Here is a 17,914-nt window from a genome sequence, read left to right on the forward strand (position 1 = left end):
ACATTCAAAACAAATCTACATGAACCATACAGAAGCAATCAAGGAAATTATAGAAGTAATTCCTGAGATGCAACAAGAATTTAATGAATCTTACAAAACAACCAGTCCTTACATGGTAATCAATGCTTTCACTAAACAAATTAAAAAGCTGATTAAAAATCATGATCAGAAGATGCTGAAAAAATGCATTCAGAAAATGAATAAATTATACAACAGAGGCGATCACAAACTGAAAGGAGCAATTGAAAATATTTTCGTGTATTCCATAGACAGTTTCACGTTTTGTAGTGAACCTGCTTATAAAAAAATGATTTTCGATAAAATGTCAGTGAGTCTGCAGAATAATTACTTGCACCAAGTTTATAAATCTGGAATTTAAAATTAAAAAAATAATGAAATCTAAAATAAGAAAAATAGGAGATTGGAAACTTCTGAAGTCTACCCGTGAAAAGCATAATCTAGATGTGATTACCATCAATATTGCTGTAATCCTTGGTGTTTTTGTAGCTGCTGCAATTCTGCAGATTAATTAAAATTAAATAAAATGATAACAATTATTCTATTAATAACAGCAGTTGTGTTATTTGTTTTGTTTTATAGTCTCGTTGAATATTTCGACACAATTTAAATTAAAAAAGATGACCATACTATTCTTATTGTCAATAGCCATATTCATTTATATCTGCTATGTGCTTGTAAAACCAGAAAAATTTTAAAAATAATTTAATAAGCAAATGAACCGCAAGATAATACATCAAATGAAAGAGTGGGGAATTCTGGTTTTTTGGATCAGCTTCGTTATTGCTTTTTTGTACTTGGTGATTTCCGTAAAAGAATTTGCATTAATTCATTAAACAAACTATGAACACTGAAATCTTAGGCGTTGTAGCGATGTTTTTAATAACATTGCTATTGGCGATACCTTTTGGAAAGTATATTTCAAAAGTTTACACAGGAGAAAAAACCTTTCTTGATCCTGTTTTCAAACCCGTAGAAAAATTTTTCTACAAAATATCAGGTATTAATCCTGATTATGAAATGAATTGGAAACAGCATTTAACAGCACTTTTAACTATCAATTTCTTATGGTTTTTCATCAGTATGCTGATTTTGATGAATATCAGCTGGCTGCCACTCAACCCAGACGGAAATCCGGATATGTCGCCGGATTTAGCTTTCAATACAACCATTTCTTTTTTAGTCAACTGTAATTTACAGCATTACTCAGGCGAAACCGGAATAAGTTACTTAGGACAAATTTGGTTAATGTTTCTGCAATTTGTTTCTGCAGCAACAGGAATTGCCGCTTCAATTGTTGTTTTTAAAGCTTTCAGAGAAAAATCAACAGAAAAACTGGGGAATTTTTATGACTATTTCCTTAAATCAACGACTAGAATTTTATTACCGCTATCATTCCTGATGGGTGCCGTAATGGTGTTTCAGGGAATGCCGATGACTTTCAACGGCAAAGATAAAATGATTACGCTTGAAGGTGAAAATGTAGAGGTTTCTACAGGCCCCGTTGCAGCATTTGTTCCCATAAAACACGTGGGAACCAATGGTGGAGGTTTTTTTGGCGCCAATGGATCACATCCGCTTGAAAATCCGAATTATTTTACCAATATGGTGGAGATGTTTGCGCAACTTATTATTCCTATGGCGATGGTTTTTGCATTTGGATACTTTATACGCAGAAAGAAATTTGGATACATGATTTTTGGAGTCATGACGGTAGGATTTCTTTTGCTGGCTGTACCAACAGTTATCATGGAAATGAATGGTAACCCCGCAATCAGTCAAATGGGCATTGATCAGTCACTCGGCGCAATGGAAGGAAAAGAAGTTCGATTCGGTTCTGCTGCTTCAGGTTTTTGGAGTATTGTGACCACTGTAATTTCTACAGGTTCTGTTAATTCTATGCACGACAGCGCAATGCCACTTTCAGGAATGACCCAAATGCTTGCAATGATGGTAAACGCTTTCTATGGAGGTGATGGAGCAGGTATCCTGAATATATTTATCTACATTATTCTTGCAGTATTCATCAGTGGATTGATGGTTGGTCGTACTCCCGAATTTATGGGTAAAAAAATTGAAGCCCGTGAAATGAAAATTGCCATGATTGTAGCACTCTTTCATCCTTTTCTTATTCTTGCTGGAACTGCAATAGCTACTTATTTTCCTGATCTAGGTACTTCCACGCTCAATAATCCGGGATTTCATGGTTTCAGCGAAGTATTGTACGAGTATACATCTTCAGCAGCCAATAACGGAAGCGGTTTCGAAGGGTTAGGCGATAATAATCTTTTTTGGAACATTTCTACAGGAATTGTCTTGTTGCTCGGTCGTTTCTTACCAATTATAGGCCCTGTTGCAATTGCAGGATTATTGGCTAAGAAAAAATACATTCCCGAAGGGGAAGGAACGCTGAAAACCGATACTTCAACATTCGGACTGATGACTTTTGCAGTGATTGCAATTATTGCAGCATTATCATTCTTTCCGGCATTGGCTTTGGGCCCGATTGCAGAATATTTTTCAATGAAATCGCTATGATTTGGATACCCAAACACAAATAAAGATGACGCGATTCAATATGACAAATGAAAAACAATATGTATCTACATATTAAATAAATTTTAAATAAAAGAAATTAAAATGACTCAAAATAAATCTTTGTTTCAAAAAGAATTGGTTCAGGAAGCATTGAAACAGTCTTTTGTGAAACTGAATCCGAAACTAATGTTTAAAAACCCCGTCATGTTTCTTGTATGGCTCGGTACATTGGTGATGTTTTTTGTAAGCGTCTGGACTTTGACAGGAGAAAAATCTCAGGGAAGTTTTGCTTACAACTTTACGGTATTCATTATTCTTTTGCTCACCGTTCTTTTTGGAAACTTTGCTGAAGCAATTGCCGAAGCCAGAGGAAAGGCTCAGGCAGACAGTCTTCGGAAAACAAGAGAAGAAACGCCTGCAAAACTTCAAAATGGTGAAACTATCTCTTCATCTAAATTACAGAAAGGGGACGTTTTTGTTTGTGAAGCCGGAGATATTATTCCTTCAGACGGAGAAATAATTGAAGGACTCGCTACCATAGATGAAAGTGCGATTACCGGAGAATCTGCTCCCGTAATTCGTGAATCGGGTGGTGATAAAAGTTCTGTAACAGGAGGAACAAAAGTTTTGTCGGATAAAATTGTTGTACAAGTGACAACGCAACCCGGCGAAAGCTTTTTAGATAAAATGATAGCTTTAGTGGAAGGTGCTTCAAGGCAAAAAACGCCAAACGAGATTGCATTAACTATTTTACTGGCAGGTTTTACATTGGTTTTTATCATCGTGTGTGTAACTTTAAAACCATTCGCAGATTATTCTAATGTCACCATTACCATTGCATCATTTATCTCACTTTTTGTATGTCTGATACCCACAACCATTGGGGGATTATTATCTGCGATTGGTATTGCCGGGATGGATAGAGCATTGCGCGCCAACGTCATCACAAAAAGCGGTAGAGCAGTGGAGACAGCCGGAGATATCGATGTTTTACTTTTAGATAAAACAGGAACAATCACCATCGGAAACCGTAAGGCTACAAGTTTTTATCCTGCTAGCCAAGTTGATGAAAAACAACTGATTAAAGCAGCTGTTTTGAGCTCAATGGCAGATGAAACTCCCGAAGGGAAATCAATCATAGAGCTGGCGGGTATCAATCCTTTAAGCTATGAAATCAGTAATCCTCAGTTTATCAAATTCACCGCAGAAACCAGAAGTTCAGGGATTGATTATGACGGAAACCGCATCCGAAAAGGAGCAACCGACGCCATCAGAAAAATATCGGAAGCGGCTGGAAATATTTTTCCACAAGAAATTGATTTAAAAGTTAAAGAAATTTCTCAGAATGGAGGAACGCCACTCGTAGTTTCAGAAAATGAAAAAGTTCTGGGAGTGATTGAACTTCAGGATATCATTAAACCCGGAATCAGCGAACGTTTCGAACGTCTCCGAAAAATGGGGATAAAAACGGTAATGGTGACCGGAGATAATCCACTTACAGCAAAATTTATTGCTGAAAAAGCAGGTGTTGACGATTTTATTGCCGAAGCAAAACCGGAAGATAAAATGAACTATATCAAAAAAGAACAACAGGAAGGTCGTCTGGTTGCCATGATGGGTGACGGTACCAATGATGCTCCGGCATTGGCTCAGGCAGATGTAGGCGTTGCCATGAACAGTGGAACTCAGGCTGCAAAAGAAGCCGGAAATATGGTTGATTTGGATAACGATCCCACAAAACTGATTGAAGTTGTAGAAATTGGTAAACAATTGCTGATGACAAGAGGAACGCTGACAACATTCAGTATCGCCAATGATGTTGCGAAGTATTTTGCCATTATTCCGGCATTGTTTATCACCGCAATTCCAGCACTGCAGGGTTTAAACATCATGAATCTTCACAGTCCGGAAAGTGCAATTTTATCGGCAGTTATTTTCAACGCGATTATCATCCCGATATTAATTCCACTGGCATTGAAAGGAGTGGCTTATAAACCAATCGGCGCATCAGCCTTGCTAAGACGTAATCTATTCATCTTCGGATTGGGTGGAGTTATTATTCCTTTTATCGGAATTAAAATCATTGACATCATTGTATCCTTATTTTTCTAAATATATCAAAGGCAAGGCAGGAAGAGACTTTTATCATGTAACTTTTCGTCCATTAACTATCTCAATTCTTCCTGCTAACTGCCTTTTTAAAATTATCATCAAATGAAAAATCATATTTTACCAGCAATCAAACTGACTGCATTGTGCATCGTTCTTCTTGCTATTGTTTATCCGATATCCATCTGGGCGATTGCTCAGCTTTCACCTAATAAGGGAAAAGGAGATTTAATTGAACATCATAATAAAACCTACTATTCTAATATAGGACAGTCTTTCACTACAGATCAATATTTCAATTCTCGTCCTTCAGCGGTTGATTACAATGCGGCTGGTTCTGGAGGAACTAACAAAGCTCCATCAAATGAAGAGTATTTGAAACAAATTCAGGCTCGTGTCGATACGATTTTGTTGAAAAATCCTGGAATCAAAAAGTCAGATATTCCGGCAGATTTAGTGACGGCCAGCGGAAGCGGATTAGATCCGAATTTTTCTGTACAGGCCGCGAAAATTCAGGTAAAAAGAATTGCCAAAATCAGAAATATGGATGAGGTAAAAATCAATGATCTAATTGCTCAGCAGACAGAAAAACCTCTGATTGGATTGTTTGGTCCTGAAAAAATCAATGTGCTAAAATTGAATATCGCACTCGACCAGTTAAGTGGAAAGTAAATTTTAAATCAATATTTATCATCGTGAGTTTTATTTTTTTAAATAAAATCCCATCTTTTTCTTAAATTTAAATTAAATGAAAAAAATACTATTTGTTTTGTTGGCAGTATGCGGTATCAGTGCATCTGCTCAAAACGATTCAATCGTTAAACCACTTACAATAAGCGGATACGCTGAGGTGTATTACACTGCAGATTTTAATAATCCTAAAAACAACAGCCGTCCTCCGTTTGTTTACAGTCACAATCGAAATAATGAGATCAATGTTAATTTGGCCTTCATTAAAGCGGCTTACAACACAGCAAATGTACGGGCCAATCTTGCTTTGGCAGTAGGAACGTACATGAATGCCAATTACGCAGCAGAACAAGGCGTAATGAAAAATGTTTATGAAGCCAACGCTGGTTTGAAAATCTCCAAAAAACATAATCTATGGATTGATGCCGGAGTTTTTCCATCCCATTTAGGATTTGAAAGTGCCATAGGAAAAGACAATTGGACACTTACGCGAAGTCTTTTTGCTGACAATTCGCCTTATTTTGAAACCGGTGCAAAAATTTCTTATACTTCAGAAAGTGGTAAATGGTTCGTAAGCGGTTTGGTACTCAACGGTTGGCAGCGTATCCAGAGAGTTGATGGCAATTCTACACCTGCATTCGGACATCAGTTGACATTTAAACCGAATGAAAAATTCACCATAAACAGCAGTTCGTTCATTGGTAATGATAAACCAGACAGTATTCGCCAGATGCGATATTTTCATAATCTGTATGCGGTGTATCAAATCAATAAAAAGCTGGGCGTTACTGCAGGTTTTGATATAGGAGCCGAACAGAAAGCAAAAGGAAGCGACCAGTATAATATTTGGTATACACCTGTTTTAATTGCAAAATATAACGCCACAGATAAATTGAGTTTTACAGCAAGAGGAGAATATTATCAGGATGAAAAAGGTGTTATTATTTCTACAGGTACAGAAAATGGCTTTAAAACGTTAGGGTATTCTTTCAATGCAGATTATCAGATTTTACCCAACCTTGTTTGGCGAACTGAAATCAGAAATTTAAACAATAAAGATGCTGTTTTTATGAACAGAGAGGAGGATTTTAATAAACAAAGTTTTACGGCGACTACAGCATTGGCTATTTCATTTTAGTAATAATGAATAGGATCTTTGTTTAAATTTATTACCTATATAAAATTGACCAAAATTATTTCCCAGGCCCTGAAGGGAGTGATTTTGGTCAATTTCAAGAGAGTTTTCCTCCCTTTAGGGCTGAGGTAAAGAAAAATTCTCTTGAAATTTATGTCTGAATGAAATTAAAAATCTCTCGTTGGTTTAAAAGATTTTACAAATGTCTTAGAAAAGAATTAAATCATTTTATTTAAAATGAACGAATCAAGAAAATCCGCAGAAGAGTTTCTGCATCTCATCAACAGTTCAAAACGAGGTAAACTGAAAATTTACATCGGGATGAGCGCTGGAGTGGGGAAAACTTACAGAATGCTGCAGGAAGCTCATGTGCTTCTTCAAAACGGGATTGATGTGAAAATAGGATATATAGAAACACACAATCGTAAAGAAACCCACGAACTCCTTGAAGGTCTTCCTATTATCCCGAGAAGAAAATTATTCTACAAAGGAAAAGAGCTGGATGAGCTGGATGTTCCGGCAACTATTGTTCTGCGCCCAGAGATTGTGATTATTGATGAGCTTGCCCATACCAATATAGAAGGAAGCAAAAATAAAAAAAGATGGCAGGATGTTTTTGAAATTTTGGATGCCGGAATTAATGTAATCACGGCGGTAAATATTCAGCATTTAGAAAGCTTAAACGATGAGGTGAAAGCTGTGACAGGAATTGAAGTCAATGAAAGAATTCCTGATACCGTTTTGGCTTCGGCGGATGAGGTGGTGAATATTGATCTTACTGCAGACGAGTTGATTACAAGATTAAAAGAAGGGAAAATTTACGAACAAAGTAAAATACCTTCTGCGTTGAGCAATTTTTTTAAGAATGAAAATATTCTTCAGCTTCGTGAGCTGGCGTTGAAAGAGGTAGCATCACAGGTTACCAGAAAAGTAGAAACCGAAATTATAACCGGAAAAACGTTAAGGAAAGAAAAATTTCTTGCTTGTATCAGTTCAAATGAAACGACGGCTAAAAATGTAATCAGAAAAACGGCGAGACTGGCAAGTTATTACAATAGCCAGTGGTTTTTACTCTACGTTCAGGTTCCTCGTGAATCGGCTGATAGAATTGCGCTTAACAAGCAAAGACACTTGATTAATAATTTTAAACTGGCTACCGAATTGGGCGCAGAAATCATAAAAATTCAAAGTAAAAATATTGCAATGACCATTATGGAGCAGTGCGAAGAACGTAAAATTACAACGGTATGCATCGGCAAACCCCATTTGGATATTTGGAGGATTATTTTGGCAACAGACACTTTTAATTCCTTACTGAAAAGACTTTCAAAACAAAACGTAGATTTAGTAATTTTGTCGCAATGAAAATTAAAGCAAAGCTTAATGCAGGAGTAGGTCTGCTGTTTTTTATGATAATTGTACTGTCAACTTTAGGAGGATGGTTTATTTATCAGCTGAAAAAAGATACCCAAAATATCCTTACAGACAACTACAATACATTGCAATACTCTCGAAATATGCTGTTGTCGCTCGAAGAAATAGGGAAAGAACCGATTGCGTTATCAGAATTTCAAAAAAACCTTAACCTTCAACGTAAGAATATTACAGAAAGTGGAGAAAAAGAAGCCACTCAAAATATTAATGATCATTTTTCTGATTTAAAAATTGACACAGGAAATCTAAACCTACATTCAGCCATCCGGAAAGATATTGCTGAGCTAATGCAGCTGAATATGAACGCCATCCAGATCAAAAGCGGAATTGCCAATACCACTGCAGAAAATGCAATTGCAGTGATTTCCATCGCAGGCACTTTTTGCTTTCTTATTGCGTTTATTTTAATGGTTAATTTGCCGGCCAATATTTCAAATCCGATTCGTGAATTGACTTCTAGCATTCATCAGATTGCCAACCAAAATTACAGACAACGGGTACAGTTTGAAAGTAATAGTGAGTTTGGCGAATTGGCAAGGTCATTTAATACCATGGCGGAAAAACTTCAGGAATATTCTGAAAGCAGAATTGATAAAATTTTAAAAGGAAAAAAAAGAATTGAAACCTTGATCGACAATATGCACGATGCCGTAATTGGGATTGACGAAAACAGAAAAGTTCTTTTCGTAAATGATGAAGCATTAAAAATTTCTGGTCTTAAAAGAACCAATTTTGTGGGGCAACAGATTCAGGATGTTGCCGTTACAAACGATCTTGTAAGAGCTTTAATTAAAGAAATCATCAATCCGGAATCAAAAAACGAGGCTTCAGATTTTTTTAAAATATTTGTAGAAGGCAAAGAAAATTATTTTGATAAAGATATTGTTGATATCAATGTAGTTCCTACAGGAGAAACCGAAAGTCGCTTTATAGGCCAGGTAATTATGTTAAGAAATATTACTCCTTTTAAAGAATTGGATTTAGCTAAAACACGTTTCATAGGCACGGTTTCACATGAATTTAAAACGCCAATTTCTTCCATTCAAATGGGGTTACAACTCTTAAACAATGAAAAGATAGGCAGCCTGAATGAAGAGCAGCAAAATCTTTTGAGTGGCATTAATGATGATGCATTAAGATTACTAAAGATTACAGGAGAATTATTGAATATTGCCCAACTAGAGACAGGTGTGTCGCAATTTCATATTCGTCCGGTTGATATAAATTCCCTCGTTCAAGAGGTAATTAGCGCCAATAAATCTGCAACAGATAAAAAGCAAATAACCATCATAACTGAAGTAGATTCTCTGCAAAAAACACTCTCAGCTGATGAAGAGAAAACGCTTTGGGTTCTTAATAATCTTGTATCCAATGCAATTCGGTACAGCAATGAGAAATCTGATATTAAAATTCAAGTAAAAACACTTGATTCTGATAAGGTTAAGTTTTCGGTTGTAGACAAAGGATTGGGAATTGAAAAACAGTATTTAAAGGAGATTTTCACGAGATATTTTCGTGTTCCCGGAACCAATACAGAAGGTAACGGCTTAGGATTGAGCATTAGTAAAGAATTTATTGAAGCACAAGGAGGAACAATTGGGGTTGAAAGTGAGATTGGTGTAGGAAGTACTTTTTATTTTATTCTTAAATCAAAACATATTTAAAAAAAACAAAATAGAACAAAAGCCCTCCAAACGGAGGGCTTTTGTTGCTTTTAATGGTGTAGTCTATAGGAGAATCGAACTCCTGTTGCAAGGATGAAAACCTTGAGTCCTTACCACTAGACGAATAGACCAAATTTTGAGGATGCAAAAGTATTGATTAACATTTACACTTCAAAATTATATTTCTTATTTATACATTTTCTGAATAATTGTATTCTTAATACCCTTTGCTTCAAGATCAGCCTGAAGTTTTACAGCGTCTTCCAAAGAATACACTTTTCCGTAAGTATAGTAGAACACTCCGTTCATTTTATTTCTCTCAACATCTTTTAAAGTCTGTAGAATGTGAGAGTTGGCACTTAACTTATCTTTTCCTACATAAACTTCTATGTTATAATAGCCAGTATTTAATTTTTGATTTGGCATGAAACCTACTGCATACGCATTTTTGAAGCCTGCATCTTTAGCTGTTTTGATGTTTTGATCTTTTATAGATGCCATATTGGTGACGCTATAGTAGTATTTGTAAACGCCGCCTTCTTTCATAGATAATATATAATTTAAACCATGAAATGCAGGATCACCTTCGTTATATTTAATAGAGGTAGTCATCAATAATATTCTGAAATCATTTTTTAGAGGAACTTCAACTGGCTTTTCTGGCTCTGGTTTTTTATTAGAAGATACATTTCCTGTTTTTCTGTCGTAAGCTTTTTTATAATCGACAATTGCCAAATAAATACTTTCGGCAATTTCTTCTTGGCCTTTCTCGGATGCCAAATAATGGCTTTCTTCTGGGTGATTGATGAATCCTGTTTCTATAAGTACCGATGGCATTGCATTCATCCTCAAAACGTGAAGGTTCTTTTGAAAAACGCCACGCGAAAATCTTTTATCTCTATTCACAAAATTTCCTTCTACCAAACCTCCCAAAAGTGAGCTTGCCTCTAGATATTTACTTTGTTGAAGTTTTAGTGCAATAAGAGATTCTGGAGAACTTTGGTTATAAGATCCGAAGATTTGTTTGTCTTTTTCATCCAAATAGATCACATCATTTTCACGCTTAGCTACCTCAAGATTTTCTCCGTTTTGGTTGGGACCTTGCACGAAAGTTTCTGTACCATACGCCGTATTCCTTGCTGCAGAATTACAATGAATAGACACGAAAAGATCGGCTTTGCTTCTGTTGGCAAGATTAGTACGATCAGAAAGCGAAGGGAATTCATCTATTTTTCTAGTATAAATGATTTTGAAATCTTTATTTTTTTCGAGCTTAGCGCCAATTTTCAAAGTAATTGCGAGTGTGACATCTTTTTCTGCTATACGGCCAATATCTTCGTAAGAACGATACGCACCGTGGTCGCTTCCGCCATGTCCTGCATCCAAAACTATGGTGAATTTCTTCTGAGAAAATGCAAAACTAGAGAAAACGACAAGCAGAAATGCTAAAATTATTTTAAATTTTGATTGGTACATCTTTAAGTTTTAAAAATTATACTAATTTTGAGCCAAATTATATCAAAACAAAAATTGGACAAAACCGTCTTCAAAAATATATTACAAATTCTAATTATCCTAATTTTTAACAATTTTTTAGCACAACAAGTGCCAGAGAAATTGCAAAAAAGTATGATGGTAAAAGATACGATAGCAAAAGCTGCCAATGATACCATCAAAAAAAAGGATACTATAGTTCTTCCAAAAGAGTCTTTGGAAGATGTTTTGCGTACAAAAGCTGATTCTAAAAGAAGAGATGTACCGAAAAAAATGATTTATCTGGTTCAAAATGCACAGGTAAAATATCAGGATATGCAAATTGATGCAGATTATATCTCTATTGATGAGGAGAAAAACATCATTTTTGCAAGAGGAAAACTAGATTCTCTAGGAAAAGTAACAGAATTAGCAAAAGTAGATCAAGCCGGAAAAAAATATGAGGTAGAAAGTTTCAGTTACAATACAAAAACGAGAGAAGCAATTGCCTATAACGCAAGAACAGAGGAAAGCGAAGGTTTAATTGTTGCCATCAAAACTAAAAAGTATAATGATTCTGTCTTTGTAATGAGAAATGCAGAGTTTACTACAGATAAATATTACATTGATAAAAAAGATTCTAGACCAGATTATCATCTTCTCGCCTCTCACATCAAGATGCAAAAAGGAAAAAACAGCTCAACGCTGATTGTTGGCCCTGCCCAAATGTATATTGAAGATGTTCCCACGCCTTTGGTAATGCCATTTGCAATATTGCCATTTTCTGATAAACGTTCTGCGGGAATTTTGATTCCGAGTTTTGGGGAAAGGGAAGATGTGGGGTTTTTCTTGAATGGTTTGGGGTATTATCAACCGATTGGGGAGCATTTTGACCTGAAAGTTTTAGCTGATATTTATACCAAAGGAAGCTGGACACTCCGCCCGGAGATGAATTATGTAAAAAAATACCGCTATACTGGTAATTTCTCTGCAGACATAGGTACTACTGTTCGTGGTATCAAAGGTCTTGATAATTACGGCAAAACAGGTACCTACAGAATAGCATGGAGACATAGTCAGGATACCAAGGCTAATCCGTTTTTAACGTTTTCGGCTTCTGTAGATGTAACAAGCCAGACTTTTTATAACAATACGGTTAATAATAACTATATTATGGATCAAAGTGTGCTTAGAACACAGCAGAATTCTACACTTACACTTACAAAAAGATTCCTAACGCTACCGGTTTCCATTACTGCTACAGGATCCTACAACCAAAATTTTGCCACAGGTTTGGCAGATCTTCGCCTTCCTCAGATGAATATAGCCATCAACCAATTTTATTTATTCAAATCTAAAACAGGTGTAAGACAAGGTCTTTTAGAAAATATTACAGTAAATACAGGTATTAACCTTACCAACGCTGTTAGTACAGGGGAAGGAGAATTATTCACTAAAGCAATGTGGGATAAACTGCAGACCGGTGTGAAAAATAATGTTGCGTTGGGAACTAATACCACAATAGCAAAATATTTTACATTTACTTTAGGAGCCAATTTTGATAATGCCCTAACTACTAAAACGCTTACCAGATTTTATGATCCTGTAGAAAATGTAGTGGTAGACAAGGTTAATAAAAAAGTGGCAGCTTATTCTACATTTAATACGAGTGCTTCTTTGCAAACTACTTTGTACGGAATGCTGAATTTTAAAAAAGGGGGTGCTGTAGAGGCTATTCGTCACATGGTAATGCCAAGTTTAAGTTTTTCTTATGCCCCAGATTTTGGCTCGCCAGGTTTTGGATATTTTAGAAATTATTATGATGCTGCAGGAGCTCTCATGCCTTACTCTATTTTTGATAACGGAATTGTAGGAAGTCCAAGTGCAGGAGAAGTTGGTGCTTTAGGTTATAGTATTGCGAATAATATCGAAATGAAAATTAAATCTAAAAGCGATTCTACCGGAGTGAAAAAAATTAAAATTTTTGAATCTCTCAATATTAACGGTAACTACAATTTTTTAGCAAAATCTCATCCTTTTTCAATAATTACAGTAAATGGGCAGACTTCACTTTTTGATAGTAAATTGAGTATAAACACAAGTTTAGCTATTGAACCGTATAAGATTTTATTTATACCTGGCCAAAACGATGGTATCAGAACTGAAGATTTTGGATCTTTTAGCGTGCAGGGTTTTAATGTGCAGATGTCTTATCCATTGAGCAGCGAAATTTTTGCAAAAAAAGGAGAAAAGAAAGATTATAAAAAACTCTACGATAAAAAAGGAGAAATTCGAAATGAAAATTATTATTTTGATAATGATAATTATGCTCATTTCGACCAAAGTTGGAGTTTAAATGTAAATGCCAGTTACCAATATACAAAAGGTTTGTTGAGGGAAGGTACCAGAATTGCATCCGTAGGTTTAGACGGAAACATGAAGCTCACACCTTATTGGAACGTTACTGGTAGTACGCACTACGATATGATTACGGGTAAATTAGCATACACAAGAATTGGTTTTGCAAGAGATCAGCGTAGTTTTACCATCAATTTTAATTGGGTTCCCTTCGGGCAATACAAAGTGTATGATTTCTTCATCGGTATTAAAGCGAATATCTTAAGCGATGCTCTGAAATATAAAGATAGAAGTTTCACACAGCCAAATGCTCCGTTCTAAGATCATATTTTATTTGAATTAGAAATTTTATATTTGCATCTGGAGAAATGAGGGTAATTAAACATTAATTATTTTTACATATCAAAAATTAATAATAATCTATAAATGAAAAAAATTATCAATACAGAAAATGCTCCCGCAGCAATTGGACCTTATTCTCAGGCTAATTTGGCTAATGGTGTTTTGTATATCTCTGGTCAGATTCCGGTAGATCCTTCTACAGGAAAGCTTGTGGAAGGAATTGAAAAAGAAACGCATCAGGTTATGAAAAATCTTGAAGCTATTTTAATTGAGGCAGGTATGACTTTTAAAAATGTAGTGAAAGCATCCATTTTCTTGAAAAGTATGGATGATTTTGCAGTGATGAATGATATTTATGCATCTTATCTAGATGCAGAAAGCTATCCAGCGAGAGAGACTGTACAGGTTTCTTGTTTGCCAAAAAATGTGGATATCGAAATTTCTATGATTGCACATCAATATTAATGAGTTTTATAAGAAATACATTTGCTGTTTTAGTAGGTCTGGTGATTGCAGGTCTTATCATCACTCTTGGTATAAGAGTTTTTCCTCAGTGGGTTACCTTTGAAGCTTTTGCTCCGTTTGAGCATTGGCATAGATTTTTGGAGAGCATGAAAAACAATGATGCATTTTTTGGTTTTTTACTCTTTATTTCAGGATTAGGAACTACCGTGGGAGGAGTTGTAACTGCCATGATTGTAAAATACGCAAAAGTAGCTTATGCAATTCTTATTGGTTTCATCATGCTTTTTATAGCGATGTTGGATGTCATTATTCTTCCTTACCACCCTACATTTTATAAGATTTCTATATTTCTTATCTTCTTCCCTTTTGCATGGATGGGCGGAAAAATAGTAGAAGTAATCTACGAAAGGAAAAAGAAGAAACTTAAATCATAAAAAAACCGCCGCAAATTATTGCGGCGGTTTTCTGTTTAAATTCTAATGATTAAGGCATTTTAAATCCTTTTGTATAAATCCTACCATAGTCGTCTACAAATTTCACTTGTACGTTTCCAGAGTATTTGTTGAGAATTTTTTCAACGTCAGCCTGAGAGTTTACAGGTTTTCCGTTAATTTCTATGATGATGTAGTTATCAACGACGCCTATTTTCGCCATTTCTCCACCTTCTTGAACTCCTCTTGCAACAACACCGCTCGTTAAACCATAATCTGTTTTAAAACGGTCATCCAATTCAGCAAAATCTGAACCTATTTTTTCAGTCACGCTGAGGTCTGCTTTTGTTCTAGCAGAAGTTCCTCCTTTTTGATCTTTTAGAGTAACCGTAGTGGTTCCTTCTATGCCATTTCTTCTATAAGTTACCAGCACTTTGTCTCCTGGTCTTTTGCTTCCTACTGCTGCAGAAAGATCTGCAAAATCAGTAATTGCATAACTATCTATCTTTGTGATAATATCGCCAATTTTAATACCGCTATCTTCAGCGCCACTTTTTTCGGAGAATCCTGTAACGTACATTCCGTTTCCGGATTTGATGTTGGTTTTTTTATCTTTGTTGTAAGCTGCTACCAATTGATCATTAGAAAGGTCTACGGTCATTACACCCAAGAAGCCTCTTTGTACAATCCCAAATTTCTTAATGTCTTCTACTATTTTTCTAGCAAGATTAGAAGGAACAGCAAAGCCATAACCTTGGTAATATCCTGTAGTCGACTGAATAGCAGAGTTAATTCCTATTAATTCTCCCACTGCATTTACCAAAGCACCTCCCGAGTTTCCTGGATTAATTGCTGCATCAGTTTGAATAAAGCTTTCAATCGGGTTGCTCGCTTTTCCTTGTGATCCCAAAATTCCTATTCCTCTTCCTTTCGCAGATACAATACCAGCAGTAACTGTAGAATTTAAACCCAAAGGATTTCCAACAGCCAATACCCATTGTCCAACTTCAATATTATCCGAGTTCGCGAAATTTAAAAATGGCAATCCTTTTTCTTCAATTTTCAATAAAGAAATATCTGTGTTGGGATCGGTTCCCACTAATGTTGCGATGTAAGATTTTTTGTTGCTAAGAACAACCTCAATTTTATTGGCTCCTGCTACCACGTGGTTATTAGAAATGATATAACCGTCTGGCGAGATAATTACACCAGATCCCATTCCTGATGGCATGTTTTCGGGCGCTTGTTGTTTTTGTCCGCGTTGGTTTCTTCCACCCATTGGGTCTCCAAAAAAGAAATCCCACATGTCTTGTTCGGAGGCTCTGCTAGTAGTTTTATTTTGATAGTTTTTTATTGTAACTACAGCAGGAACAGTTGTTTTAGCGGCTTTCGTAAAATCATCTCCCACTGCAGCAGTATTCATTCCTACAAATGAGGTGTTACCAGATTTTGTAAAGTAAGATTGATCATTTGCCGCATTGCCATCATTAAAGTAATGCTGCACGCCTACTGTTGTAGCTCCAGAGATAACGCCAACCATTGCAAACGGTAATAGTTTTTTTAAAGTATTCTTCATCGTATATATTCTTTGATTTATTAGTAACAATTTATTTTTAGATAAACAAATTTAATGCTAAATAGGTATGTAAATTATCTTAAGTGTTTCATCTTTAACTAAAATTTAACGAGAATTATACCATTTTATAGTTTAAGTGGTAATTATTCTGCATGATTAACAAAACTTAAAATTTTATTAAAGACAATTTGTCATATTTAGATGGTGGAAAAAGACAAAAAGTTAAAGGACAGGGTTGATATTTTGACAGATTTTCTACACTTGTCAACAGTTTTTAAAAATGTTTATCTTTGCAAAAAATTTCTCACTTAAAACGTTTATAGCATGCAACTGTACAACACATTAAGCGCAGAAGAAAGAGCTCAGCTTATTGATGAAGCTGGTAAGGAACGTCTTACATTGTCTTTCTATGCGTATGCAAAAATTAAAGATCCCAAAAAATTTCGCGATGATTTATTTATAGCTTGGAATGCACTCGATGCGCTTGGCCGTATTTATGTTGCCCAAGAAGGAATAAATGCTCAAATGAGTGTTCCTGCAGATCAATTTGAAGAATTTCGGGAAACGCTTGAGGTGTACGACTTTATGAAAGGAATTCGGTTAAATGTTGCTGTAGAACAAGATAATCACTCTTTTTTAAAACTCACAATTAAAGTTAGAAATAAAATCGTTGCTGATGGGTTAAATGACGATACTTTTGATGTTACGAATAAAGGAGTTCATTTAAAAGCTCAGGAATTCAACGATATGTTGGAGGATCCAAATACAATTGTTGTAGATTTTAGAAATCATTATGAAAGTGAAGTTGGGCATTTTGAAGGTGCAATTACACCAGACGTTGAAAACTTCAGAGAAAGTCTACCTATTATTAATGATCAACTTCAAGATTTCAAAGAAGATAAAAACCTATTGATGTATTGTACTGGCGGAATTCGTTGTGAAAAGGCGAGTGCCTACTTCAAGCATCAAGGTTTTAAAAATGTTTTCCAGTTGGAAGGCGGAATTATAGAATATACAAGACAAATAAAGGAAGAGAATGTAAAAAGTAAATTTATAGGTAAAAATTTTGTGTTTGACCATCGCTTAGGCGAAAGAATTACAGACGATATCATTTCGCAATGCCACCAATGCGGAAAGCCTTGTGATAACCACACCAACTGTGCAAATGATGCATGCCATTTATTATTTATTCAATGTGATGAATGTAAGTCTGCGATGCAAAACTGCTGTTCTTCCGAATGTTTGGAAATTACACATTTGCCTGCAGCAGAACAATTGAGATTAAGAAAAGGTGCGAAAGTAGGAAATAAAGTATTCAGAAAAGGAAAATCTGACGCTTTGACGTTTAAAAACTCAGGTCAATTACCAGAAAAACCTTTGGCAAAAGTAGAACCTAAAGGTATTCGTCAAAAAATTGCGGTTAAAAAAACTTTAATTGGTAAAGCTGAGCATTACTACACGAAATCAAAAATTGCTCAATTTTTATTAGAAAAAGAGCTATCAGTAGGTGATAAGGTTTTAATTTTAGGACCTACAACAGGTGAGCAAGAATTTACAATAAAAGAAATTTTTGTTGATGGGAAGTCTGTAGATATTGCAAAATCTAAAGATCAAATTACTTTTGTATTGCCTTTCCGAATTCGTCTTTCGGATAAATTATATAAAATTTTGTAGTTTAAAA

The 17,914-nt window shown here is 35.4% G+C and carries 15 protein-coding genes and 1 tRNA gene; 13 read left to right on the plus strand and 3 right to left on the minus strand.

What is annotated here, in order from left to right:
* Nucleotides 1-19: 19 nt before the first annotated feature.
* The 9 genes from BW939_RS02630 to BW939_RS02660 all read left to right on the plus strand — a co-directional run bounded on the left by BW939_RS02630 (nucleotide 20) and on the right by BW939_RS02660 (nucleotide 9,588).
* The gene (locus tag BW939_RS02630) at nucleotides 20-379 is read left to right on the plus strand and encodes a DUF7674 family protein (RefSeq protein WP_076450123.1); all 360 of its coding nucleotides are present in this window, start codon (nucleotides 20-22) and stop codon (nucleotides 377-379) included.
* A 13-nt stretch (nucleotides 380-392) separates the two neighbouring features.
* Entirely contained in the window at nucleotides 393-533 is a 141-nt protein-coding gene (locus BW939_RS15925; RefSeq protein ID WP_165787319.1) for a hypothetical protein, read from the plus strand.
* A gap of 105 nt (nucleotides 534-638) precedes the next feature.
* On the plus strand, nucleotides 639-716 hold the full coding sequence (locus tag BW939_RS16130) for a potassium-transporting ATPase subunit F (protein WP_105170177.1): 78 nt from the start codon (nucleotides 639-641) through the stop codon (nucleotides 714-716).
* A gap of 145 nt (nucleotides 717-861) precedes the next feature.
* On the plus strand, nucleotides 862-2,556 hold the full coding sequence (gene kdpA, locus BW939_RS02635) for a potassium-transporting ATPase subunit KdpA (protein ID WP_076449505.1): 1,695 nt from the start codon (nucleotides 862-864) through the stop codon (nucleotides 2,554-2,556).
* Nucleotides 2,557-2,658: 102 nt separating this feature from the next.
* Complete coding sequence (gene kdpB / locus BW939_RS02640; RefSeq protein ID WP_076449507.1) at nucleotides 2,659-4,668, plus strand: potassium-transporting ATPase subunit KdpB; 2,010 nt, start codon at nucleotides 2,659-2,661, stop codon at nucleotides 4,666-4,668.
* 102 nt (nucleotides 4,669-4,770) lie between these two features.
* On the plus strand, nucleotides 4,771-5,337 hold the full coding sequence (locus BW939_RS02645; protein WP_076449509.1) for a K(+)-transporting ATPase subunit C: 567 nt from the start codon (nucleotides 4,771-4,773) through the stop codon (nucleotides 5,335-5,337).
* A 76-nt stretch (nucleotides 5,338-5,413) separates the two neighbouring features.
* Complete coding sequence (locus BW939_RS02650; protein WP_076449511.1) at nucleotides 5,414-6,493, plus strand: porin; 1,080 nt, start codon at nucleotides 5,414-5,416, stop codon at nucleotides 6,491-6,493.
* A gap of 234 nt (nucleotides 6,494-6,727) precedes the next feature.
* Nucleotides 6,728-7,855: a histidine kinase gene (locus BW939_RS02655; RefSeq protein WP_076449514.1), complete on the plus strand. Its 1,128-nt coding sequence runs from the start codon at nucleotides 6,728-6,730 to the stop codon at nucleotides 7,853-7,855.
* Complete coding sequence (locus BW939_RS02660) at nucleotides 7,852-9,588, plus strand: HAMP domain-containing sensor histidine kinase (protein ID WP_076449517.1); 1,737 nt, start codon at nucleotides 7,852-7,854, stop codon at nucleotides 9,586-9,588. Before BW939_RS02655 ends, BW939_RS02660 begins: the two co-directional genes overlap by 4 nt.
* Nucleotides 9,589-9,647: 59 nt before the next feature.
* On the opposite strand, the gene BW939_RS02665 is transcribed toward BW939_RS02660, so the two are convergent.
* Nucleotides 9,648-9,719, minus strand: a tRNA-Glu gene (locus BW939_RS02665).
* Between the two features lie 55 nt (nucleotides 9,720-9,774).
* Complete coding sequence (locus tag BW939_RS02670) at nucleotides 9,775-11,064, minus strand: N-acetylmuramoyl-L-alanine amidase family protein (RefSeq protein WP_076449519.1); 1,290 nt, start codon at nucleotides 11,062-11,064, stop codon at nucleotides 9,775-9,777.
* A 54-nt stretch (nucleotides 11,065-11,118) separates the two neighbouring features.
* Here BW939_RS02670 and BW939_RS02675 point away from each other — a divergent pair, with 54 nt between their 5' ends.
* The 3 genes from BW939_RS02675 to BW939_RS02685 all read left to right on the plus strand — a co-directional run bounded on the left by BW939_RS02675 (nucleotide 11,119) and on the right by BW939_RS02685 (nucleotide 14,660).
* Complete coding sequence (locus BW939_RS02675; RefSeq protein WP_076449522.1) at nucleotides 11,119-13,740, plus strand: putative LPS assembly protein LptD; 2,622 nt, start codon at nucleotides 11,119-11,121, stop codon at nucleotides 13,738-13,740.
* 105 nt (nucleotides 13,741-13,845) lie between these two features.
* A complete protein-coding gene (locus BW939_RS02680) occupies nucleotides 13,846-14,226 on the plus strand; it encodes a RidA family protein (protein ID WP_076449525.1) in 381 nt (126 codons plus the stop codon).
* Entirely contained in the window at nucleotides 14,226-14,660 is a 435-nt protein-coding gene (locus tag BW939_RS02685; RefSeq protein ID WP_076449527.1) for a hypothetical protein, read from the plus strand. The genes BW939_RS02680 and BW939_RS02685 overlap by 1 nt, the downstream gene beginning before the upstream one ends.
* 49 nt (nucleotides 14,661-14,709) lie before the next feature.
* Here BW939_RS02685 and BW939_RS02690 read toward each other — a convergent pair whose 3' ends face one another.
* Nucleotides 14,710-16,233 carry a trypsin-like peptidase domain-containing protein gene (locus BW939_RS02690; RefSeq protein ID WP_076449529.1) on the minus strand — a complete coding sequence of 508 codons (1,524 nt, stop codon included), beginning with the start codon at nucleotides 16,231-16,233 and terminating at the stop codon, nucleotides 14,710-14,712.
* 324 nt (nucleotides 16,234-16,557) lie between these two features.
* On the opposite strand from BW939_RS02690, the gene trhO reads away from it, so the two are divergent.
* On the plus strand, nucleotides 16,558-17,907 hold the full coding sequence (gene trhO / locus BW939_RS02695) for an oxygen-dependent tRNA uridine(34) hydroxylase TrhO (protein WP_076449531.1): 1,350 nt from the start codon (nucleotides 16,558-16,560) through the stop codon (nucleotides 17,905-17,907).
* The last annotated feature ends 7 nt before the right edge of the window (nucleotides 17,908-17,914 follow it).

The sequence above is a fragment of the Chryseobacterium piscicola genome (genome assembly GCF_900156685.1).
In the GTDB taxonomy this organism is placed as follows: domain Bacteria; phylum Bacteroidota; class Bacteroidia; order Flavobacteriales; family Weeksellaceae; genus Chryseobacterium; species Chryseobacterium piscicola.